Annotated in this window: 21 protein-coding genes; 7 read left to right on the plus strand and 14 right to left on the minus strand. The window is 34.3% G+C overall.

The genetic code is table 11. The annotated features are described in order from the left end of the window. The 5 genes from A2530_RS09240 to nadA are packed head-to-tail and all read right to left on the minus strand — an operon-like array spanning position 1 to position 5,236. On the minus strand, positions 1–1,368 hold the full coding sequence (locus A2530_RS09240) for a M23 family metallopeptidase (protein ID WP_294883527.1): 1,368 nt from the start codon (positions 1,366–1,368) through the stop codon (positions 1–3). A 1-nt stretch (position 1,369) separates the two neighbouring features. Continuing rightward, positions 1,370–2,308, minus strand: coding sequence for a bifunctional oligoribonuclease/PAP phosphatase NrnA (locus tag A2530_RS09245; RefSeq protein ID WP_294883528.1), 939 nt, complete (start codon positions 2,306–2,308; stop codon positions 1,370–1,372). 27 nt (positions 2,309–2,335) lie between these two features. Continuing rightward, on the minus strand, positions 2,336–3,388 hold the full coding sequence (gene flhB / locus A2530_RS09250; RefSeq protein WP_294883529.1) for a flagellar biosynthesis protein FlhB: 1,053 nt from the start codon (positions 3,386–3,388) through the stop codon (positions 2,336–2,338). Between the two features lie 37 nt (positions 3,389–3,425). Beyond that, positions 3,426–4,241, minus strand: a complete 816-nt coding sequence (nadC, locus tag A2530_RS09255) for a carboxylating nicotinate-nucleotide diphosphorylase (RefSeq protein WP_294883530.1) — start codon at positions 4,239–4,241, stop codon at positions 3,426–3,428. Then, positions 4,238–5,236 carry a quinolinate synthase NadA gene (gene nadA / locus A2530_RS09260; protein ID WP_294883531.1) on the minus strand — a complete coding sequence of 333 codons (999 nt, stop codon included), beginning with the start codon at positions 5,234–5,236 and terminating at the stop codon, positions 4,238–4,240. Before nadA ends, nadC begins: the two co-directional genes overlap by 4 nt. Before the next feature lie 117 nt (positions 5,237–5,353). On the opposite strand from nadA, the gene plsY reads away from it, so the two are divergent. The 6 genes from plsY (at position 5,354) to A2530_RS09290 (ending at position 10,324) form a co-directional block, all read left to right on the plus strand. Continuing rightward, a complete protein-coding gene (plsY, locus tag A2530_RS09265; RefSeq protein ID WP_294883533.1) occupies positions 5,354–5,968 on the plus strand; it encodes a glycerol-3-phosphate 1-O-acyltransferase PlsY in 615 nt (204 codons plus the stop codon). Continuing rightward, positions 5,965–6,294: a dihydroneopterin aldolase gene (locus A2530_RS09270; RefSeq protein WP_294883535.1), complete on the plus strand. Its 330-nt coding sequence runs from the start codon at positions 5,965–5,967 to the stop codon at positions 6,292–6,294. The genes plsY and A2530_RS09270 overlap by 4 nt, the downstream gene beginning before the upstream one ends. 100 nt (positions 6,295–6,394) lie before the next feature. Then, positions 6,395–7,069 carry a homeostatic response regulator transcription factor HsrA gene (hsrA, locus tag A2530_RS09275; RefSeq protein ID WP_294883537.1) on the plus strand — a complete coding sequence of 225 codons (675 nt, stop codon included), beginning with the start codon at positions 6,395–6,397 and terminating at the stop codon, positions 7,067–7,069. A gap of 119 nt (positions 7,070–7,188) precedes the next feature. Further along, the gene (locus A2530_RS09280; protein ID WP_294883538.1) at positions 7,189–8,493 is read left to right on the plus strand and encodes a HAMP domain-containing sensor histidine kinase; all 1,305 of its coding nucleotides are present in this window, start codon (positions 7,189–7,191) and stop codon (positions 8,491–8,493) included. A gap of 104 nt (positions 8,494–8,597) precedes the next feature. Then, on the plus strand, positions 8,598–8,849 hold the full coding sequence (locus A2530_RS09285; RefSeq protein WP_294883540.1) for a YfhL family 4Fe-4S dicluster ferredoxin: 252 nt from the start codon (positions 8,598–8,600) through the stop codon (positions 8,847–8,849). A gap of 11 nt (positions 8,850–8,860) precedes the next feature. Further along, the gene (locus A2530_RS09290) at positions 8,861–10,324 is read left to right on the plus strand and encodes a Ppx/GppA phosphatase family protein (protein WP_294883542.1); all 1,464 of its coding nucleotides are present in this window, start codon (positions 8,861–8,863) and stop codon (positions 10,322–10,324) included. 45 nt (positions 10,325–10,369) lie between these two features. On the opposite strand, the gene bamA is transcribed toward A2530_RS09290, so the two are convergent. Further along, positions 10,370–12,631 (minus strand): outer membrane protein assembly factor BamA, encoded by a 2,262-nt coding sequence (gene bamA, locus A2530_RS09295; RefSeq protein WP_294883544.1) that lies wholly within the window; start codon positions 12,629–12,631, stop codon positions 10,370–10,372. A gap of 102 nt (positions 12,632–12,733) precedes the next feature. Between bamA and A2530_RS09300 the strand changes: the two genes are divergently transcribed. After that, positions 12,734–13,564: a prephenate dehydrogenase gene (locus A2530_RS09300; RefSeq protein WP_294883545.1), complete on the plus strand. Its 831-nt coding sequence runs from the start codon at positions 12,734–12,736 to the stop codon at positions 13,562–13,564. Here A2530_RS09300 and A2530_RS09305 read toward each other — a convergent pair. From A2530_RS09305 to A2530_RS09340, 8 genes are all read right to left on the minus strand, one after another. Further along, positions 13,561–14,982, minus strand: coding sequence for a BatD family protein (locus tag A2530_RS09305; protein WP_294883547.1), 1,422 nt, complete (start codon positions 14,980–14,982; stop codon positions 13,561–13,563). The two genes, A2530_RS09300 and A2530_RS09305, sit on opposite strands and share 4 nt — an antisense overlap. Positions 14,983–15,004: 22 nt before the next feature. Continuing rightward, positions 15,005–16,774, minus strand: a complete 1,770-nt coding sequence (locus A2530_RS09310; protein ID WP_294883549.1) for a VWA domain-containing protein — start codon at positions 16,772–16,774, stop codon at positions 15,005–15,007. Further along, positions 16,771–17,700, minus strand: a complete 930-nt coding sequence (locus A2530_RS09315) for a VWA domain-containing protein (RefSeq protein ID WP_294883551.1) — start codon at positions 17,698–17,700, stop codon at positions 16,771–16,773. Before A2530_RS09315 ends, A2530_RS09310 begins: the two co-directional genes overlap by 4 nt. Further along, on the minus strand, positions 17,693–18,100 hold the full coding sequence (locus A2530_RS09320; RefSeq protein WP_294883552.1) for a hypothetical protein: 408 nt from the start codon (positions 18,098–18,100) through the stop codon (positions 17,693–17,695). The genes A2530_RS09315 and A2530_RS09320 overlap by 8 nt, the downstream gene beginning before the upstream one ends. Continuing rightward, on the minus strand, positions 18,101–18,931 hold the full coding sequence (locus A2530_RS09325) for a DUF58 domain-containing protein (protein ID WP_294883554.1): 831 nt from the start codon (positions 18,929–18,931) through the stop codon (positions 18,101–18,103). 16 nt (positions 18,932–18,947) lie between these two features. After that, positions 18,948–19,895 (minus strand): MoxR family ATPase, encoded by a 948-nt coding sequence (locus A2530_RS09330; RefSeq protein WP_294883555.1) that lies wholly within the window; start codon positions 19,893–19,895, stop codon positions 18,948–18,950. Positions 19,896–19,973: 78 nt separating this feature from the next. After that, entirely contained in the window at positions 19,974–20,978 is a 1,005-nt protein-coding gene (locus A2530_RS09335; protein ID WP_294883556.1) for an LPP20 family lipoprotein, read from the minus strand. Positions 20,979–20,987: 9 nt separating this feature from the next. Continuing rightward, positions 20,988–22,007, minus strand: coding sequence for a CsgG/HfaB family protein (locus A2530_RS09340; protein ID WP_294883557.1), 1,020 nt, complete (start codon positions 22,005–22,007; stop codon positions 20,988–20,990). Positions 22,008–22,009: the final 2 nt, after the last annotated feature.

The following is a 22,009-nucleotide window of genomic DNA, read 5'->3' on the forward strand; positions in this document are numbered from 1 at the left end:
TTATCCCCTGTCTATAATCTCTTTGGCACTCTTTATTACATCTGCTATATTTAACTTCATCCACTCTGTATCCATCCACTCTGCAGGACGAACTTCAATACCTTGAACTAAAACTCCAAAGTGTAAGTGGTCACCCATGGCATAGCCGCTTTTACCTGTATTTGCAATGTTTGCACCGGCTTTTACATTTTCATCAACACTAACGTTAATTGTCGAGCAGTGACCATATAGAGTATATAATCCCAATCCATGATGGAGTATAGGCATATTTCCATACAACCCATTATATCCTGCAAAAACAACTTTTCCACCATTTTGCGGTTTTATTTCCGCCATCGCATTGCTAGCTAAATCCAAGCCTAAATGGTACGATTCACTAACGTCTTTTCCATCATACGAATAAATTCTGTGGTCTCCAAAATGAGCAACAACGGCAGCATTTTTTAGAGGATACATCTCATTTATACTAAAGTCAATAACTGATTCATCTGAAACTTTAGATGTAATTTCATGAATTAGTTTTTCATTTTTTTCTCTTATCTTTTCGTTTATAATCTTAAACTGCTCTATAGAATCGGTAACACCGTTTGTTTCAGCAAATTCATCAGACAATTCGGCAATCTTGCCTTTTAAAAATTTATCGTCTAATTTTATATTTGAAGTTTTATACTTTTTATCTGTCAAATAAAGAGGTATATAACCTTGCGCAATATTTTGTGCATAATCTTCAGCAACAATAACCGCTTTAAAATTTTCCTCTTTAATAGGCCAAGCTAACAAAGCGATGTAGTAACCTTTTTTATAAAAAGGCTGTGCTATAAATTTTTTGTCAAAACTTGTTTGAATATAGAAATTTTTTAAATTTTCATCTTCTAGTTTAAAAATTACAAGCGCAGAGCCTCCTCTGGTTATCTTATATGAGTTTGCAATAACATTTAAGTATGGTCTTTTTTTATCTATTATTAATTTAAACTCGCTTTTAGCAATATTTCCTTTAAAAAAATCCCATTTACTAACATCATGAGCTTCAACAACTATGGTAATCTCTTTTTCTTTCATAATATAAGCACTCTTCGGCGGTTCGACTTTCGCATGAACGGAGAGTTGCGGAGTTATAAACTGCTCATTATGCAAAACAACCTCTTGTGTTTCACTCTTTAGAGTAATTTTATACGATTTCAATCCGCTGTTATCGCTAATTGAAACATCAAGAGGGTCTTTTAAATTCCAATAACCGCTATTGTTAATCGATATCTCAGGAGCATTTCTCTCAAACATTTTAGAGTTATATACATAGATAACCGCACCTACAATTATTGCAAGCAAAAGCATCAGACCTAATTGGGACTCATTTTTTCTTCTTTTCAAACTAAATTTCCTTTTTTATTAAATTTAATACTCTTTTTTTAGCATCATGTAAAAGCACAAAGCTCTCTATGTTGAAACCGGCTCTATTTTTATGACCTCCGCCTCCAAGTTGCATGGCTATTTTACAAACATTTACATCACTGTTTGAACGAAGAGAACCTTTAATCGTAAAATCGCTATTTTGTTTTAATAACAAAGACACTTCTACATAAGGAAGATAAAGAGCCTCCTCAAGAGCCGCTTTACAATCATTTTCCAATGCACCAGATGACTTCATATCTTCATCACTTACACAAAAAATTGCGACTCTAGCATCGCATTCTAAAAATATATTTTTAAGCATAATTGCTTTTAATCTAAGTGCTGCGAGAGAGATGCTTTTTGCTATATTTTTATTACAAAGTTGAAAATCAGCACCGTTTTCTATTAACTCTTTAGCCAAAGCAAATGTCGTGCCATCGACATTTTGCGATAAAAACATATCTGAATCCTCTAATAATCCGGCATACAATGCAGTTGCCATTTTTTTATTTATTTTTACGCTATTAGCTTTAAAAAATTCATACACTACTTGCGTCGTGCTTATGAAGTTAGTCTGAATTAAATTTACATCTCCGTAATTGTCGTTACTCTCATGATGGTCTATATTTATCAGCTCACACTCTATCTCAATACCTAAGCGTTTTTTATCGGCACAATCTAGCGATATAGCCAAATCAGCAGAACTAGGAAATGAAGTTTTTATCTTTTCAAACCATGGTATAAACGATAACTTCTTCTCTATATATTGTGTCTTGCAAAACCATGAAACTTTTTTATGATTTTGTAGCAAAAAACTATACATTGCACTGGCACCACCGATAGAATCTGCATCGGGATTAATATGCGATATAACTACAATATGCTTGGCTTTGTCTATTTTATTTAATATTTCACTCAATCTATTTATCTTTTTTGTGATTATATACTACTTCTTATTCATTTTGTAAACATAAGCCAAAACTTCGGCAACAGCGGCAAAAAGCTCATTTGGTATCGGCTTATCCAAATCAACCTGAGCATATAAACTTCTAGCAAGCGGAGGATTTTGCACTACATGTACTCCGTTCTCACGAGCTATTTTTTTAATCTGCAATGCTATATTATCCATCCCTTTCGCTACTACTATAGGAGCATGGGACTTCTCTTCATCATATTTTATTGCAACTGCATAGTGAGTCGGGTTTGTTATAACAACGTCTGCACTAGGAATAGCCGCCATCATTCTTTTTCTTGAAGCTTGCATCTGAATCTGTCTTATTTTAGCTTTTACAAGAGGGTCTCCATCCATATTTTTCATCTCATCCTTAATCTCTTGCTTGCTCATTTTAAGACCGTCAAAATACTGTTTTCTTACAATTACAATATCTACAATCGCAAATATAAAAATAATAAAAAGCATCACAAACGCTATAATTAAAACTTTATCTTTTAACCACTCCATCTGATCGCCCAAACCAAACATGGCAACCGTCGGAAGTTCTTTTATAAATATAAAGAAAAAAACAAATCCGACACCTAGTGTAATAAAAGATTTAAAAGTAACTTTTACTCCTTCTATAATTTTTTTCATAGAAAAAAGATTTGCTATTCCCTTTATCGGGTCTATTTTTTTTAAATCGGGAGTAATTGATTTTGTCGTAAATAAAAAGCCAAACTGCGCTAAAGCCGCTATGATACCTGCTATTGCAACTGAAATTGATAAAGGCATAATAATAAGAAGAAGCTCTTTTATTGATACTATTGCTATCTCAACCATTAATTCCCTATCAATGGGAACACCGACAAGCGAAAAGTAGTATTTTGATAAAGATACGACGTGAGAACGCATATATGGAAAAAGAAGTAAAAAAGCCAAAATTGCGACAAATAGGGTTATAACACCTGAAGTGTCTTGAGATTTTGGAACATTGCCCTCTTTTCTGGCATCCTCTATCTTCTTGGAGGTAGGTTCTTCTGTTTTTTCTGCATCATCAGCCATTAGAACCTCCTATAAGAATATAAAATTATTAAAAATATCAATCTATTTTCATAGACAAATCTATCCAGTTTGCTTGATGAATTAGCGAACCGCTACTAATTGCATCTACTCCTGTTTTGGCATAAGACTCTATAGTCTCAAGCGATATATTTCCGCTTGCTTCTAAAAGCACATGTGAAAAGTTATCATCTCTGTATTTTACAACTTCAACTATCTCATCAGGCGTCATATTATCGCACATAACGATATCCGCGCCTGAAGCAAAAGCCTCTTTTGCTATATGAAATGTTTCTGCCTCGACTTCTATTTTAGTTGTAAATGGAATCTTTTTTCTAGCTTTTTTTATATACTCTTTTAAATTTTCTATCGTTTTTAAGTGTGTATCTTTAAGCATCAAAGAATCGTCTAAGCCCATTCTGTGATTTACCGCTCCACCGCACCTAGTTGCATATTTTTCAAAAACTCTAAGCTGCGGTCTTGTTTTTCTGGTGTCCAAAAGTTTGGTACCGTATGGTCTGATAATATCTACATATTTTCTAGTAAGCGTTGCTATTGAGCTTGCATGTAAAAGCATATTTAAAAGAGTTCGCTCAATTTTTAAAATTACATGTGAAGTTCCGCTGATATTTGCCAAAACATCACCCTTTAAAAATTCCTCTCCATCATGCAGATTCCAGCTAATTTCAAAATCCTCAAGTTTAGCCAGAACATTTATATACTCTACTCCTGCTATAACTCCGTCACTCTTTGTTATTATTCTAGCACTTGCACTTACACTTGGTTCAACCAAAGCATACAAGTCTCCTCGACCAACATCTTCTGCAAGAGCAGCTTTTATAAATTCTTCCATCATAGTGCCAACATTCGCTCTAACGCGATTTTTGCCCATTTTTGAGTTTTTTCATCTACATGTATCTCGTTTAGCGCTTTACCCTCGTCAATTGATTTTAATATATCATACAAATCCTGCAGAGTCGTCTCGTTCATTGTCGGACACTCCGGCTTTGTTGAAGAGAGAACATAGGTGTTTTTAGAACGAAGTCTATTTACGAGATTGAACTCCGTTCCGACTGCTACTTTTTGATCTTCGTCCAACTCTTTAATATATTTGATTATCTGTGAAGTAGAACCGACAAAATCAGCTGCATTACAGATAGCAGGATCACACTCCGGATGAACAACTATCAAAATCCCAGGGTATTTTTTACGGTAAAAGTTTATATCATCAACCGAAAAAAGTTGATGTACGGAACAAAAACCGTTAAAGCAGATAATATCTGCGTCCGCAGGGTTTGTCCCATCACCGATAACACAAGATTTAAGCCCCATCTGGTTTGCTATATTCTGCCCTAAACATCTATCGGGGACAAACAAAATCTTTTTTCCCTCTTTAAGTGCAGTCGTTATGATTTTTTTAGCATTAGAACTTGTACAAACCATACCGCCCATCTCGCCTACTTTTGCTTTAACATCGGCATTTGAATTTATATATGTTATCGGTAGTATATTTTCATTTGGTATTCCTGCATCATTTAATGCTTTGACTGAAGCATCAAACTGCATACCGTCTATCATCGTAGCCATCGCACAACATGCCGCTTTTGGCATAACGACTCTTTTGTTTGGTGATAAAACTTTCACGCTCTGCCCCATAAATCCGACACCGCAAAAAACTACAAACTCTGAATTATCATCTCTTGTTTTAATTGCAAGCTCAAGAGAATCACCCGTAATATCGCCCATCTCAAAAACTTCGTCTCTTTGGTAAAAATGTGCAACAACAGTTACACTTAATTTCTTTTTATATTCGTTAATTTTCTCTTTTAACTCTTTAGCTGTAAGTTGCAAAAAATATCCTTATTAATAGTTGCGCTATTATAGCAAAAATAATATTTGTCACATAAATTTTATATGCTTATAATCATATCTAAAGTAAAATTGCGCAAATACTTTACAAGGCAATTAATGGATTTCTTATTTAACACAAATGCTCAATTTTTTATTGCTGCATATTTAGTCGGCGGTATTCCGTTTGGTCTGTTATTAGCTAAAAAGTTTGCAGGTGTAGATGTAAAGGCAAGCGGTTCTGGCAGTATCGGTGCTACAAATGTTTTAAGAGTCGTTAAAGAGACAAATCCATCTTTGGCAAAAAAACTAGGAGCCGCAACTTTAGCGCTTGATGCTATAAAAGGCGTCTTAGTATTGGCAGTTGCATATTTTGCAGGAGTCAGCGAAGCCACACTTTGGGGGATATCTGTTTTAGCCGTAATAGGCCACTGTTTTAGTCCATACCTTAATTTTGAAGGCGGAAAAGGTGTTGCTACGGGAATGGGTGTCATGATGTTTATGCTTCCTTATGAAACTCTTATAGCACTTGTAGTCTGGGCTTTGGGCGCAAAATTTATAAGAATTTCATCACTATCTTCGCTTACGGCTCTTAGTGCACTTATTATTGCCAGTTTTATAATTCATCCGGATATGGCTCACTCTCCTGTTATGATTATCGGATTTATACTTTTTTATAAACATATTCCAAATATTATTCGTCTTTTTAACGGACAAGAAAAAAGAGTAGTATGACAATTCATATAGAGGAGTTAAAATTCAGATGTATTATAGGAATTTTAGATTTTGAAAGAGTAACTCCACAAGATGTAATTATTGACATGTATATAGAGTATGATTATAAAAAAAACTTCATAAATTATGCAGATATTGTTGAAATTACTAAGGAAATTATGATAAAAAGTGAGTTTTCACTCATAGAAGAGGCTATAAAAAGCATAAATTTAAAGTTAATTAAAGAATACAACTCTATAAAAAGCATCAATTTAAAGATAACAAAACCATCAATTTTACCCGACTGCAAGGTAAGTGTAAGCGATTATCAAAAAGTCGAATCTTAATTATAAGTTAAAATTTTATTAAAAAAAATTGAAATTTTCTTTAAAGTTTCCTAAAATTATGATATCATTCCGCCAAATATTCACTTATAGGACATAATTTATGCGTATTCTTATTATAGAAGATGAAGTTACACTAAACAAAATGCTTGCAGAGGGACTAAAGGAGTTTGGTTACCAAAGTGATGTAGTAGAGACTCTTAAAGACGGAGAGTATTACTTAGATATTCGCAACTATGACTTAGTGTTAATGGACTGGATGCTTCCGGATGGAAATAGTATTGATATCATAGGTGATATTAAAACACGTACTCCAAAAACTGTTGTAGTAGTTTTATCTGCAAGAGATGATAACGAGAGTGAAATTGAAGCTCTTAGAAGCGGCGCTGACGACTATATCAGAAAACCTTTTGATTTTGATGTTTTAGTTGCTCGTCTTGATGCTCGTCTTCGTTTTGGCGGTAGCAATATTATTGAAATCGAAGATTTAATAATTAATCCTGAAGAAGAAAAAATTACTTATAAAGAACAAGAGATAGAGCTAAAAGGCAAACCTTTTGAAGTTCTTACTCATCTAGCTCGCCACCGTGATCAAATCGTATCAAAAGAGCAACTGCTTGACGCAATCTGGGAAGAACCTGAGCTTGTTACGCCAAACGTAATCGAAGTTGCAATCAATCAGATTAGACAAAAAATGGATAAACCTCTAAATATTACTACTATCGAGACTGTTCGCCGCCGTGGCTACCGTTTCTGCTTTCCAAAAGAGATAAATTAATTTTTAATGCGAAAAGGAGTCTCTCCTTTTTGCATTGCTAAATACTGCAATCTCCTCAATTACTCTTTATCTAAATTAGCTATAATTGCAATCCATTAGTTTAACATGTAGGTAAAGAAATGTTCTCACAAAGAAGTATAAGACAAAGCTTTTTAATTCAATTAATTTTTGCCTCTGCTTCTCTTATATTTATATTTTCATCTCTCTTGTATTTTTATATAGAAAGATCTGTCTTTGATGAGAAACATCAAGAACTTCTAAATTATGCAAAAAATGTAGCCGGTAACGAATCAATATACGGCTCAGAGGTACCAACCCCTGATGTATATCTCGGATTAAGCGTAGAGATTATGCATCTTAACAAGGCACATTTGGATATTGATTTGTATCAAACAACAAAAAATAAAAAATCATATCTAATTCTTGTATATCCGTTTAATCTTAATGAGCTAAGTTACCTAAAAATAACAAAAGACATAACAGCTACAAAAATTCTTTTAGATAAAATTTTAAACTATCTTTTCATTATAAATATTGCAGGTTTTTTACTTGTTGTTATCTATGCAATAGGATTATCTAAAATGCTTGTAGCTCCTGTTAAAACATTAAGCAATAAACTCTCTAATATGAATGAAAATCTTATGCGTCCTATCGTCGTAGAAGAGTTGCCTGAAGAGTTTGAGCCACTAGGTATTACAATTAACCATCTTATTGCTAGAATACAAAACTTTGTGAAGTACCAAAAAGAACTATTTATAGGAACTGCTCATGAACTTAAAACACCGCTTGCCGTAATTAAATTAAAAAATCAAGTAACTCTTATAAAAAAACGCTCTGCCGAAGAGTATATAGATGCTCTAAAAGTTACAAACAAAACAATAGATGAGATGAACATAATAGTATCAAATATTTTAAATATCGGAAGGCAAGAGGGAGCACAACTAGAAAAACCTCAAGAGGTAGATATAATTAAAGTTCTTCACCAAAAAGCAGATGACTTTAAACTTTTAGCAGAAAGTGAAGGGAAAACTCTCTACATGAGTTTTGAGCCTAGCGGATATATGGCATTTTTACAAGTAAGTCTGCTCAGCCAAATTATCCAAAACTTTTTACAAAATGCTCTTAAATTTACTCCAAAAGATAAAAGCGTAACACTAAGAAGCTCACAAAACAGCTATGGACTTCTTATAGAAGTCATAGATGAGGGATGCGGAATCGATGAGAGTTCCGATTTATTTGCACCGTTTAAGAGAGAAGGTAATAAACCTGGAGTCGGATTGGGGCTATTTTTAGCAAAAAGTGCAGCAGACGCACTAGGAGCAAAAATAAGTATTAAAAATAGAACAGACGGAATTAGCGGGACGATAGCATCTTTAAACTTAAATTCAAAACTCTCTTGCATACTACCTATAAATAAAAAATAGTTGCGTTTAAAAAACAATAAAGCTTTATTTTGATATAAATCGGACACATAAAAATATATCTAAAACAATATATTTAAATTGGACTATAACTATAAGGTATTTTAATGGCTTTAATAATAAATGATGAGTGTATTGCATGTGATGCATGTCGTGAAGAGTGTCCTACCTTAGCTATTGAAGAGGGTGACCCTATTTACTTTATTGATCCAGACCGTTGTACTGAATGCATCAATGTTTACGATGAACCGGCTTGTATATCTGTTTGTCCGGTTGATTGTATTACTCCTGATAAAGATAACGTAGAATCTATTGCAGAGCTTCAATTTAAATATAAACAACTTCAAGACGAAGAGTAGAAAACATTTAGATGTCCAAAAGAGTAGCAGTCATAGACATAGGTTCTAACTCGATTAGAATGGTCGTCTATGAAAAAACCTCTAGATTTGCATTTCATATTTTACATGAAGCAAAAAGCAGAGTTAGAATATCAGAAAATGCGTATCAAAACGGTAAAAATCTTCAAGATATAGCAATGCAAAGAACCTTTGATGCATTGGAAAACTTTTTAACTATAATCTCCTCCTTTAAAGCTAGAAAAACTCTTTGTGTTGCAACTTCTGCGCTTAGAGATGCCCCTAATAAAAAACTCTTTATTGACAGAGTAAAAAATTCCCTAGGACTACAAATAAAAGTAATTAGCGGAGAGAGAGAAGCATATCTTGGAGCAGTTTCATGTGCAAATCTTTTACCACTGCAAGAGAATGCGATAAGCATAGATATCGGCGGCGGTTCTACAGAATTTTCATTAATTAACAAAAAAGATATAGCCTCAAGCGTCTCTCTTGATTTAGGTACCGTAAGATTAAAAGAGCTTTTTTTTGATTCAAACGACATAGATGGTGCAAAAAAATATATTGATTTAGAATTAGAACGCTTAAGTAATTTTAATGTATCAACTGCTATAGGTATCGGCGGAACATTTAGAGCGATATCCTCTGCTGTTTTAGCACAGAGTTCATATCCTTTGGAGAAAATTCATGCTTACGAGCCTTCTTATAATGATTTTTATAAGCTTTTAATTAAAATATTAGATTCAAATGAAGATGAACTAAAAAAACTTGGAATCAAAAACAGTAGATTGGACACAATAAAACCAGGTGTACTAATCCTTATAAGAGTTTTTAAAAAATTTAAAATAAACAGTCTCATTACTAGTGGAGTAGGAGTAAGAGAAGGAGTGTTTTTAACCGACTTGCTTAGAAACTCAAAAGACAAATTTCCTGCTAATTTTAATACATCCATAAAATATATACTAGATTCTCACATAGATAATCTCTCTCACTCAAATCAGATTTGCAGTGTTGCAAAAAAACTCTTTGACTTAATGCATGAAGAGTTAGAAATAGATGTCGCTTATCGTTATGAGCTAGGAATTGCAGCAAAACTTTGTATGAGCGGAAGCACTATTCACTACTACTCTCATAATAAGCACAGTTATAATTTAATTGAAGATGCTCTAGAGTTTGGCTTTACACATAAGCAGATTGTTTTGATTGCTACTCTAGCAAGATATGCAAAAAAAAGGCTTCCTCCAATCTTCCACACTGATAAATATAAAGAGCTTTTACCTGATATTAATCAACTAAACTCTCTCAGTTATATTCTCTCATTAAGCGTAGCTCTACTAAGTCATCATCCCTTAAATATTGACTTTACGCTAAGATTTGAAGATAGTGAGCTTAAAATAGAGTCTAAAAACAGTATGTATTTGGCTAAAGACAATATCAAAAAACTTGAGAACTTAGAAAACTTTACTGTCACTTTTCTTTAATTAATAATCGCTTTAAGCGGTCTTTGCCTACAAAAACAAAGATTTCTAAAATCTTTGTCCCATAGTAAATTCAAATGCTGCCGTCTTATCACCTGCTTCTTGCCCCAGAGGTTTTGAGAACATCAACTGAATAGGTCCAACAGGAGAGAACCACTCCAGACCTGCACCGTAACCGCCACGTGAAAGATTTTTAATCAAAAAATCCCCTTCCGCTTTTTCAGGCGTTGCTATATAACCCCAATCAAGATAGGTAACTAGACGCATTTTTGCTTTTGGCACAAGAGGAAAACTAAGCTCAAAGTTGTTTGATGCCGTATATTCGCCGCCGAATCTTCTCACACCGTCTTTAGCATTTACGTCTAATTTTGTTTTTGGTGATATCGAGTATGATTCATAACCTCTTACGCTTCCTATACCGCCCATATAAAATCTCTCGGCAACAGGTAAAAATCCTGTCTCTTTTACATAATAAAATCTTGCCTTGTATCTTGCAATAATATCAACTCCAAAATACTCTTCTAGTCCTTTATATGCACCAAAAGTTGTTTTAGTTTTAATAAAACTTGCATCAGCTCCAAGACCTGCATTTTCAACACTTTGACCTATAGTAATACCACTTCTAGGAAGATAAAAATCATCCGTATTATCAAATTTAAGACTTAAGACTACCGAACTCTTTGAGTAGTTCTCAAAAGTAGGATCATTGTAATATGTTGAATTTTCATCAAATTCATAAGCATTTTTTGAAAATTCATACCCTATATATCCGCTAATATATCTTGTAAATCTATGTCCTATTCCAAAATTAAGACCATCTGATAAAACTCTATAGTCGTTATACTCATAATCAGATGTGTAAATAGAAAAGTTACCGCTAAAATCACTATCGTTTAATCTAGGATTTGATATATTAAAGGAGTAGGTAGAAGTCAGCTCAGAGCGTTCTGCTTTTATACCCATATCGATGCCGGAGCCCCATATATTTCTATCGTTTACGGCAACGCTAATAAGCAAACCACCGTAACTTCCGTATCCTCCGCCTAATTGAATATTGCCCGTAGGTGCCTCTTTTACCTTGACAATTAAATCCATCGTTTTGTTATCGACTCTTTTTTCCTCAATAGTATTTCCATCAAAAAAACCAAGTCTCCCTAGTGCGCTTCTTGAATCAGTCAAATCAGTTAAAGAGTACATGTCACCAGGTCCCAGATAAAGTTCTCTTCTAATTATTCTATCTAACGTTCTGCTATTTCCTGAAATCAATACATCCCTAATTTTTACTCTCTCTCCAGGCATAATTTTAAAAACAACTTCAACAGTTTTATCTTTTTCATTTTTTTTCAAATCAGGCACAATTTGAACAAATGCATAACTTAAGTCGGCTATTAATGTTTTTATTCTATTTGAATCTTCACGAAATGTTTTAATGTTGAAAGGTTTGTCAACTTCTAGCTTAATTAGCTCTTTTATTTTATCATCTTCAATTACATGTTGTACTTGATTGATAGTTATAGCACTGACGCTATAAACCTCTCCCTCTTTTATCTGATAGCTTATATCCGCCGTATATTTGTCAAAATTTACTTTAACAAACGGCTCTTTTACATTAGCATCCAAATAACCGTACTGCATATACATGTCACGAATTCTAAGAGGGTCGTAAGCCAAATCCTCAACTCTCATTTTTCCGTCGTTTCTGCCCCAAAGCCACCCCATAAATTCATGTTCTTTATTTGCTATAACGTCATCAAATATATCGCCTTCAAGCCCTTGTAGTCCACTATACTCTAATTTTTTAATGATTATCTCTTCGCCTTCGTTTACATAAAAAGTAACTTTCATGCTTCCGTTTTCAAGACGCTCTTTAAAAATTTCAACGACACTGTCGATTTTTGCATCTTGATTTATAGCCTCAATAATTCTTTTTTTTGCCGCTTCTAGTTTTTTCTCATCATATAAAGAACCTACTTTAATCTGAATAATACTTTTTATCGTATCAGAATCGTTCTCCTTCCACCCTTTTAACTCTATCTTTGATATAAGAGGCTTCTCTTTAAAATGAAATGTTAAATTTCCCTCTTTATCCATATCAACCCAAATATCTTCAAAATAGTTCTGTTTATAATAAGTTTTTATGGATACATCAAGCGTCTCATCATCAACTTCATCACCTACTTCAAACTTAAGCATTCTAAGTGCAACAGATTCAGACATGTGAACCATGCCTTCGTATTTTATGGATTTAATCGTATATGCGAAAGAGTTTACTGCCAGTAGCGTCAGCAGTGTTGCTAAAAATATTCTCATTGAGTTTCCATGATAGTAAAATAAGTGAAGATTTTACCTTTTATGAGGTTAATATTAAGTAAATTTTGTATAATTTGAGAAATTTAAAAGAGAAGAGTTAAAATGAATATAGCAATAGTAGGGTTAGGTCTTATGGGAGGTTCCCTTGCTAAAAGTCTAAAAAAACTAGATTTTGTCAATACGATTGTAGGAAGCGACCACAATGAGACTCACAGACAAGAAGCTATAGAACTAGGTTTAGTCGATAAAATAGTTGATTTTGACGAAGTTAAAAACTATGATGTTATTTTTTTAGCAATCCCTGTTGATGGCGTAATTGCGGCGCTCAAGAACCTAACCGACGTAAAAGAAAACACCACTATAATTGATTTAGGAAGTACAAAAGCTAAAATCATCTCAGCTGTCCCGCCAAAAATACGAAAAAACTTTGTTGCGGCTCACCCTATGACCGGAACGGAAAATTTTGGTCCAAAAGCTGCTATTGATGATTTATACAAAGATAAAGTAGTCGTTTTATGTAATTTGGAAAAAAGCGGGGAAACTCAAGCCGATGTTGCCAAAAAGATATTTAAAGCACTTGAAATGAAAAAATATTTTATGTCGGCAAAAAGTCATGACCGCCATGCCGCATTTATATCTCATATGCCCCATGCCATATCATATTCCCTTGCAAACACGGTAATGCATCAAGAAAATAAACACAATATTTTAGCTCTGGCAGCAGGTGGATTTCGTTCAATGAGCCGTCTTGCTAAAAGTTCTGCAAATATGTGGGAAGATATCTTTAGACAAAACAAAGAAAATCTGCTTGAGGCCATAGAGCTTTTTGAAGATGAACTAAAGCTTCTTAAAGAGCATATCAGAAATGAAGAGTGGGATAAAGTACACAAAAACATAGAGTCCGGGAATCGCCTTCACGATATCCTTGACTAATCTATTTTATACTTTTTCAAAAGCTCTTTTAGAAGTTTTTTATCTATCTCTATCTTCTGCTTTGAGTAGATATTTTTCTCTAAAATATCCACTATATTTTTAACTTCTTTATCATCTTTAAAAGGAAGCAATTTTACCAAAAGCACTTTTGGCTCTTTTGTAGAGCTTTTTTTCTTGTTTTTAAATTGACTCCACGGTTTAGTTATCATTAAAATCGCTGCAGATATAAAACCTGCCAAAAATATTAAAACAAGAGTAAGTTTATCGTATGATTGTGTGCCGTTTATCGAAGATGCAACTTCTTGATTTTGCACGGCTTCTCTTTTGATATTTAACTCCTCTTTTACTTTTTCGTTTTTAACATTTATTGGAATCTCTTTTGTAGAGGCTACCTTTATTTCTTTTGTTTTAGTATCAAAAAATTTTAAATTAAATGATGGAACAATAAAATCTCTCTGAGGAACAAAAGCTATTTTTTGAGTCAGTCTTGCACCCTCAACTGTAATTTTTTCATCAAAAACAGCTACGTCATCCAAATTTGGTTTAAAACTCTTTATATCTTCTAAATTTCCTCTGCCTAAAACTTTTACATTAACGTTTATAGCTTCGCCTGCTTTTACCTCTGTTTTGTCAACAGTTGCTTCTATCGTAAAATCTCCAATGAGATTTACCCCCGTTGGAAGCGGTTTTACGCTCAAATCAAGCTCATTTGAGAAGTATGTTTTCCACTTAATCGTAGGAATCCATCCGGCCCAGACATCAGTTCTTCCGCCTCTTGAAGCAACCTGCATTTGAGCTTTTGTAATTTTAAGCTCTCCCTCTCTTTGCGGTGCTAATTTATAGACTACTTTTGTTATCGTATATTTGCCTTCTTGATATCTCTGCGTTTGAGACTCCTCTTTAACCCAAAACCCTTTTAATTCCGGCGGTGTAAATTTACTATCAACCGCTTCGGCATCGCTTCTTTGCTTAAAAGCAAGAACCATCTCAAATGTCTCACCTATAAAAAGCTCTTTTTTATCACTGCTTAGTGTTAAAACAAAATCAGACTCTTTCGTATCGCTAGGAGGAACTACGCTTAACTCTACGGCATTGCTTTTTTCTATTTTACCGTCAATCTCAACCTCGACAGGAGCAATTTTACAGCTTTTTTGCGGAATAAATTTATAATTTAAAGTAAAACTTTTACTGACATTTCCGTTTATAATCTGCATACTTGTTTGAGAAGATGTAGAGATTACCTCTGTATCGCACAATCTCTGAATATTTGGTCTGGTAATATCCTCTCCTGAGATAGTTAAAGAGTATGTCGCCATCTCGCCGAACTCTACGCTTGAATCTACTTTAGCGATTATTGAAGCATACGCTACACTTGAAGTTATAAGTAAAAATAGTAGTAGTTTTGTAATATTGTTCAATTTATTTCCTTTTTATCGGTTGCTACCATGGTTTTTCATTTGATTGAGTGTTTTTTGTTTTTTCATCGTTAAGTTTATACATGTAACTGCTGTTTGAGTTATTTAACTGCTCTATCCACTTTCTCTCTTCCGCATCGCTCATATTTGCATCCAAACTCTTTGAAACGTTGTTCTCATTACTCTTATCTAACTTTTCAAGTTCATCTTTGCTATTCTTATTTGTCTTATTATTATCAGCTTGATTTTTTTGCTCTTCCTCTTTTTTCTCTGAGCTATCTTCTTGTTTTTGCTTTTCCTCTTTTTTTTCTCCATCTTTAGAGTCCTCTTTTTTATCACTGTTTTTATCTTTGCTATCTTGCTCTTTGTCCTGCTCTTTTTTATCTTTAGAGTCTTGTTCTTGGCGTTCCAGAAGTTTTTTTACCTCTTCAAGATTTTGTCTTGTATCGCTATCCTCTTTAATCTCAAGCGATTTTTCATAAGACTCTACCGCCTTTTGAAGGCTCTCTTGTTTTGCTTCTTTTACATAAGCATTGCCCAAATTTGATAAATTTTTTGCTTTTGTATCACTATCTTCAAAAATTGCTTTGTTATACGCCTCTATTGCTTCTTTATACTTTTTTTCTTTGTAGTAGGCATTCCCTGCATTAAAATACCCCTCGCCTTTTTGGCTCTCATTCGCATATTTCTTATAAATATTTGCAGATTCATCAAACCTGCCCTCTTCATACGCCTCTTTTGCTTTTTTTAGCTCCAGAAAATCAAGTATTCCCGCTTCTACATGTTGATTTGAGAAAAGAAAAAGAAGTGTAAACACAGATAAAGTGTTTGCACTTTTTCTTCTGCTTATTGAACTCGTAGCAATCAAAAATATAAAAATCGCCACCAAAAGAGGATAATAAAATAGAGGGATATACTTTTGAACTTCCTCCCTCTTTAACTCTTTTTTATCACTTACATTGGTTATCTCTTTAAGCATTGCTTTAATATCATCCGAAGATATTGTGCTTTGTATGTAAACTCCGCCTGTTTTTGTCGCCAAATCAGCTATATTTTCATTTAACTTTGAGATGATAATATCGCCGTTATGCTTTATAAAAGTTCCGTCTTGAAGCTTTACAGGAGCGCCTTTTTGCGTTGCTATGCCTAAAACAAAGACTACTATATTGTGCTTTTTTGCAAACGCTATCTCTTTAGAAAAGTCGCTATTATCGCCGCCGTCACTCAAAATCAGAAGATATTTCTTATCTTTAATATTTTGTGCTTTGCTTAGAACATCAAGTATGGATAAAAAATCCGTTCCTTTTTCGGTAATCGAAGATGTGTCTAGTTGGCGAAGCAAAAATGCAACCGCACTCGTATCAAAACTAAGAGGCGAAACAAGATATGAGTTTTTAGCAAATGCCACCACCCCTACACGCTCGCTTTGTGCTTGATTAAGCAGTGTAAGCGCTTTTTGCTTTGCCGCTTCTAGACGATTTGGATAGACATCAGAAGCTAACATTGAATCCGATATATCCATAGCTATCATGATATCAGCGCTTTTAGCTTTTATCTCTACTTTTCCCTCTTCTATAACGGGCTGGGCAAGTGCTAAAATCATAAAAAATCCCATAAGCAAAAAGAGCGCATTTCTAGCTTTTAGTGTTAATGTATTTGCGCTTACTCTAAGTTTACTCATAACCTCTTGGCTAAAAAAGTGTGCATGTGACTCTTTTTGTGTAAGCAGAAGTCCAAAAAGTATAAAAAGCGGAGGCAACATGTAGTATAAAAATTCAGGGTGTAAAAAGCTCATGCGTACCCTCTTTTATTCCTCAAATATATATAGAGCATTAAAGAGATAAGAGCTATAAAAAGCGGAAATTGATAGTAGTATTTCGTATATGTAAAACTATCTCTTTTTATCTTTGATTTCTCCAATTCGTCAATCTTTTTATATACTTCCTTAAGTTGCGTTGCACTTGAAGCGCCAAAAGCGACACCGCCGCTCTCATTTGCTATTTTAAGCAAAACATCTCTATTGTACTCATTTGGCATTCCTATACCGATGGGATAGACTTTTACATGCTCTTTTTTCATCATCTCTAGTGCAACGTCAAGCGGGATATTATCTATCTCCGGCGTAGAGTAACCATCAGTTAGCAAAATAGCGACTTTTGTTTTTGACTTGCTCATTTTTAAAAGATTTACACCTTGAGCCAAAGAGGTATTTAGTGCGGTAAATTTCCCCGCCATTCCGATATAGAGCTGTGAGAGAATTTTATTTAAGATATTTTCATCATACGTAAGAGGAGAGGCAATGAAAGAGAAAGCTCCAAAAACTACCAAACCGATATTGTCCTCTTTTCTCTGATTTATAAAATCACTTACAATGCTCTTTACTACGTCAAATCTTGTAAGATGCTGATTGTTTTCATCAAATCCTTGAGCTTTCATAGACTCCGAAGCATCCAAAATCATGGCTATTTCATAACCGTTTTTTGGCTCTATCTCATAAGGTTCATCCATGACGGGCGACATTAAAGCCAAAATCATCATTATAATTCCGAGCCATTTTAAAAAAAAGAGTGCTTTTGATGCGGAAACTGCATTTTTTAAAAACTCGGCAGTATGTGGAAAATATATTGAAGTTAATTTCATTTTGCAAAGAACTGCACACCCTATAAATATCAAAATAAGAGATGCAACTAACGGAAACTCAAAGTAAAGCCCATCAAACATCAATCATGCCCTTATAAAGCTCTATATAACCGATAGTCTCATTATCAAACTTCTCAACACTTTTTTTATATTTATACGCTTCTAGCCTTGAGACAAGGTTCTCATACATCTCTTTATGTCTTGGGCTATCATCTTTAAAAGTTGAGCCGTAAAGAGTTATGGCGTAAGCACTATCTTTCGCATTGTTTAAATTTAGCAAATCCAAAAGCTTAAAATGCTCTTTTCTTATATTGAAAGTTTTGCGTTTTTTAAACCACATGTAGAGAAAATATATAACTACCGATACTAAAATAAGAGCAATAGAACTAATACCCAAAAAATAGTAAAATGAGTACTCTTCTATCTCTACGATAGGTTTTATATCGTGAAGCGGAATATCGTAACTTTGTACTTGTGCCATCTATCTGCCCTCAAAAAGTCTGCGAAGCTCTACGCCCGCCATCGAATCTGTATATATTTTCGTAAATCTTATACCGTCTTTTCTAAGCACTTCAAAAAGTCTATGGTCATGAAGAGCAACTTTTTTACTGTATGCTTTTACACTTGAAGCATTAAAGTCACCCTCTAAAACCGCTCCGCTCTCTGGATCGACAAGCGAAGCAAAGCCCATCTCAGGCGGATTTTCCTCAAAGCGGTCTCTTACAATTATGGAGATTACTTCATGTTTTTTAGCCAAAAGTCTAAAATCAGGTATTTCAAAATAGTCCCCCACTACTAAAATAAGCGACTTTCTCTTTAATCTTTTAAATAGAGTATCTGCAATAACTTTAAAATCAACTTTTTTATTTATAGCGTCAAAATTTAAAATCTCTTCAACACTTTTTTGAACCTGATGCAATTTTTTGCTCGGTTTTGAGCTAGAGAGCATCTCATTTGTAAAGATGTATGAACTTAATAAATCTCCGTTTTTTAGGGTTGCGTAACTAAGCAAAGCAACTATTTCGGCGATTGTATCTTGTTTGAATTTTTTTGAGCCAAAATGCACGCTTCCGTTTAAAACAGAAACTATCACAACGTTTAGTTCTCTCTCTTCACGAAATATCTTTATAAAAGGCTTCTGCATCTTAGCCGTAATGTTCCAGTCTATGCGGCGGATATCATCTCCTGGCATATACTCTCTAAGCTCTATAAAGTCATACCCTTCACCTTGAAAGATGGATGGATTGTTCCCGACCATTTCGCTAAAGACCTGACGTCTTGCACGAACCAATATTTTTTGTAATTTGCTCATAACTTTATGCTCAAATCTACGGTATTGCTACGGTTTCTAACACTTTTTGAATAATCTCATCACTTGTAATGCCCTCAGCTTCTGCCTCATAAGTAAGAACGATACGGTGTCTCATAAGCTCTTTTGCGATGTAAGCTACATCAACCGGAGTCACAAAATCTTTTCCTCGTAAAAATGCCATAGCTTTTACAGCTTTAAACATGTCGATACTCACACGCGGAGATGCACCGAACTGTATATAATCTTTAATATCATCAAGCGCATACTCGTTTGGATTTCTTGTCGCATTTACAAGCTCAATCATGTACTCTTCTACTTCTGCATCTACATGTATATTTTTCACAGCCTCTTTTAGAGCAATTAAATCATCGTGTGTGATAGCGCTTTTTACTGCTTCAAAATTGCCGCTTGAGACTCTTCTGGCAATCTCAAGCTCTTCTGTTTTTGTGTTGTAGTCAACGATAAGCTTTAACATAAATCTGTCAAGTTGAGCTTCTGGCAGTTGATATACACCCTCCTGCTCGACTGGATTTTGAGTAGCCATAACAAAAAACGGCGGTTCTAATTTAAAAGTAGTATCACCCAATGTTACCTGCTTCTCCTGCATAACTTCAAGCAAGGCTGATTGTACTTTTGCGGGAGCGCGGTTTATCTCATCAGCTAAGAGAAGATTTGTAAAAATAGGGCCTTTTTTGATTTTAAAACTGTTGTTTTGAGGGTCATAAATCTCTGCTCCTAGAATGTCTGAAGGAAGCAAGTCGGGCGTAAACTGAGCACGCTTAAAGTTTAGACCTAAACTTTTTGCCAACGCATTTACGGTTGTAGTTTTTGCAAGTCCCGGGACACCTTCGATGAGAATATGTCCATCACATAAAAGCGCTATTAGAAGAGAATCTATCATCTTCTCCTGTCCGACAACCACTTTAGAAACCTCTTTTTTAATCAACTCAATCTTAGAAATCATAAGCTTTTTACCTTATTTATAAATTGCAAAAGTATAACAAAACGGGGTTAACGATTAGTGAAAGTTAAATTTAAAAAATCACAAATCCAAACCCAAAACTTTTCCTATCCCCTCTTTTTTTATCATGTCGTTTAATTTTACCGCAACGCCCTCTTTTGCGGCTTCATAATTCTGAGTAGATTGTCCTGTGATATTTAATTTATTACTTCCTATTACAGAGCCGTTATTGTCCTCAACACTTATCTCTATAGCAGAGCGCGCAAGTGTAAATCCGTATGAAGCGGCTTTTTGTATATCTGATTTGACAAAAATTATTACATGTTTATCATCAACGCTGTCTTTAATTTGCAGTTTTTTTACACCAAGCCCATGGCTTATAGAGGAGATTAGATTTTTTGACTCCGAATCTGCTTTAATACTAAATGAAACGCTAGAGAGTAGATTGTCATAGCCGCTGTTTATCATGTTAAGTTTGTAAAGATAATTTTTGCTATCAAAACTGTTATCTAGCACATTCATAACAATTAGATTATTCGGCACATCCAAAACATCTTCTTTTGCATTTTTATAAATATTTAACTGCTTTATCACATTGTAGTTTTGCAACTCTTTTAACTGCTTATCTATAAGCTCAAACTTTTGATTCAACTCTGTTTTTAGACTCTCAAAAAGCTTTTTTTTATCCGACTTTATTAAAACTATATATTTTCTAAAACCAAGTTCCTGCGCATTTAAAAGTTCATATTGGCTTATACGAAGCTTTTTAACATTACTTTGAATCTCGTTTGAGACTCTTGAAGAATAACTGCTATTTGAGCCTTCGCTTACAACCTCTTTAGAGTTAAACTGCGATGCGATTGAAACGCTTAGAGTAGAAGCCATCATATTAAGAGCATCCGCGATTGCCTCATCTCTGTTTTTACCCTCTCCTGTTGAGTATAGAGTCGTTTTGTCTGTTTTTAAAGGAGTCGTGTACCAAAGGGGAAGAGTTTTGTTTTGGGATAATTCAAGCTGTTTTATAGAGCCGCATCCCCAAAAAAGCAAAATGAACGCCGTAAAAATTATAAACACTTTTAATCGCATCATATACCTTTATCTTGAGAGTTGCTCTTTGGCTTTAGTGTTTTTTTCAATTAAATTTTGAATTCTAACATAAGCCAAACTCACCTCTTCTATAGGCTCTACAATCATTTTATCGGCAATGTTATAATATTTTTGCGCCTCTTTGTAATCCCCCTGTGCCTCTTTTATTACCCCCAAATTATAAAAAGGAACATAGCTCTTTTGTTTGGTTGAGTCAATCAACTCAATTAAATAAAACTCTGCCTTATCATATCTGTTTTGTTTAATATACTCCAAAGAGAATTTCAAAAGCTTCTCCTCTTTGTCACTATACTTTATATCCGGTTTTTCTAGTAATACAACCTCAACATAACGATAATACGGAGTTAATTTATATGTAAAACCGGTCGCAATTTTTTCAGCCAATCTTTGTGCCGCCATCTCTGCCGAGGGAAGTGCCACAGAGTCATCACTGCAGTGGGAAAATTCAGATGTTTTACCGATAGTGTCAGCGTAGATTATATCCCCTTTGGCAACGTCAATCATACGTATTTCGGCAGATAAACCGACAACTCTTTTGGTACAACGGACTTTATAAGTCGTATATGTTTTGCATTTGTTATCGGCACAACTGATTCGCTCCGAGAGATAGTGAGTGTCGTTTGACGTAACATTTGAAACATTCCCGGATATTATCGCCTCTGCTCCTATTAGATTGCCTACCTCAACCGCATCCGAAATATTTATCAATCCGCTGTTTTGAATTTTCTGCTCATCTATGATTTTTTTAAAATCTTTTCTGCTAATCATAGTAAAGTAGCTTTTATTATCTATTTTTTTGTTTGCAAGCTGCGCTTCTATCTTGTTTGAAAGCCCTATGGTATCATTATTAAACTCTGAAACACTAAGCTTTTTTGTTAATGCGGCTCTCTCTATCTCGGAAGGCTCAAGAACACGAATCGCCACTTTTTGTGAGCAGCCGCCTAACATTATAACAATACTTAAAAACACAACGGCTCTTTGTACTACATGTAACTTAGATCCACTCATAG

It is taken from the genome of Sulfurimonas sp. RIFOXYD2_FULL_34_21 (genome assembly GCF_001830805.1).
Classification (GTDB): Bacteria; Campylobacterota; Campylobacteria; order Campylobacterales; family Sulfurimonadaceae; genus Sulfurimonas.

Bases quoted from the DNA above. Each gene is read 5' to 3' on its own strand.
- A2530_RS09290 (WP_294883542.1), top strand. From the start codon at position 8,861: ATGTCCAAAAGAGTAGCAGTCATAGACATAGGTTCTAACTCGATTAGA.
- A2530_RS09320 (WP_294883552.1), bottom strand. From the start codon at position 18,100: ATGGCACAAGTACAAAGTTACGATATTCCGCTTCACGATATAAAACCT.
- A2530_RS09310 (WP_294883549.1), bottom strand. From the start codon at position 16,774: ATGAGCTTTTTACACCCTGAATTTTTATACTACATGTTGCCTCCGCTT.
- A2530_RS09330 (WP_294883555.1), bottom strand. From the start codon at position 19,895: ATGATTTCTAAGATTGAGTTGATTAAAAAAGAGGTTTCTAAAGTGGTT.
- plsY (WP_294883533.1), top strand. From the start codon at position 5,354: ATGGATTTCTTATTTAACACAAATGCTCAATTTTTTATTGCTGCATAT.
- flhB (WP_294883529.1), bottom strand. From the start codon at position 3,388: ATGGCTGATGATGCAGAAAAAACAGAAGAACCTACCTCCAAGAAGATA.
- A2530_RS09270 (WP_294883535.1), top strand. From the start codon at position 5,965: ATGACAATTCATATAGAGGAGTTAAAATTCAGATGTATTATAGGAATT.
- A2530_RS09300 (WP_294883545.1), top strand. From the start codon at position 12,734: ATGAATATAGCAATAGTAGGGTTAGGTCTTATGGGAGGTTCCCTTGCT.
- A2530_RS09325 (WP_294883554.1), bottom strand. From the start codon at position 18,931: ATGAGCAAATTACAAAAAATATTGGTTCGTGCAAGACGTCAGGTCTTT.
- A2530_RS09315 (WP_294883551.1), bottom strand. From the start codon at position 17,700: ATGTTTGATGGGCTTTACTTTGAGTTTCCGTTAGTTGCATCTCTTATT.
- A2530_RS09340 (WP_294883557.1), bottom strand. From the start codon at position 22,007: ATGAGTGGATCTAAGTTACATGTAGTACAAAGAGCCGTTGTGTTTTTA.
- nadC (WP_294883530.1), bottom strand. From the start codon at position 4,241: ATGATGGAAGAATTTATAAAAGCTGCTCTTGCAGAAGATGTTGGTCGA.
- bamA (WP_294883544.1), bottom strand. From the start codon at position 12,631: ATGAGAATATTTTTAGCAACACTGCTGACGCTACTGGCAGTAAACTCT.
- hsrA (WP_294883537.1), top strand. From the start codon at position 6,395: ATGCGTATTCTTATTATAGAAGATGAAGTTACACTAAACAAAATGCTT.
- A2530_RS09335 (WP_294883556.1), bottom strand. From the start codon at position 20,978: ATGCGATTAAAAGTGTTTATAATTTTTACGGCGTTCATTTTGCTTTTT.
- A2530_RS09285 (WP_294883540.1), top strand. From the start codon at position 8,598: ATGGCTTTAATAATAAATGATGAGTGTATTGCATGTGATGCATGTCGT.
- A2530_RS09280 (WP_294883538.1), top strand. From the start codon at position 7,189: ATGTTCTCACAAAGAAGTATAAGACAAAGCTTTTTAATTCAATTAATT.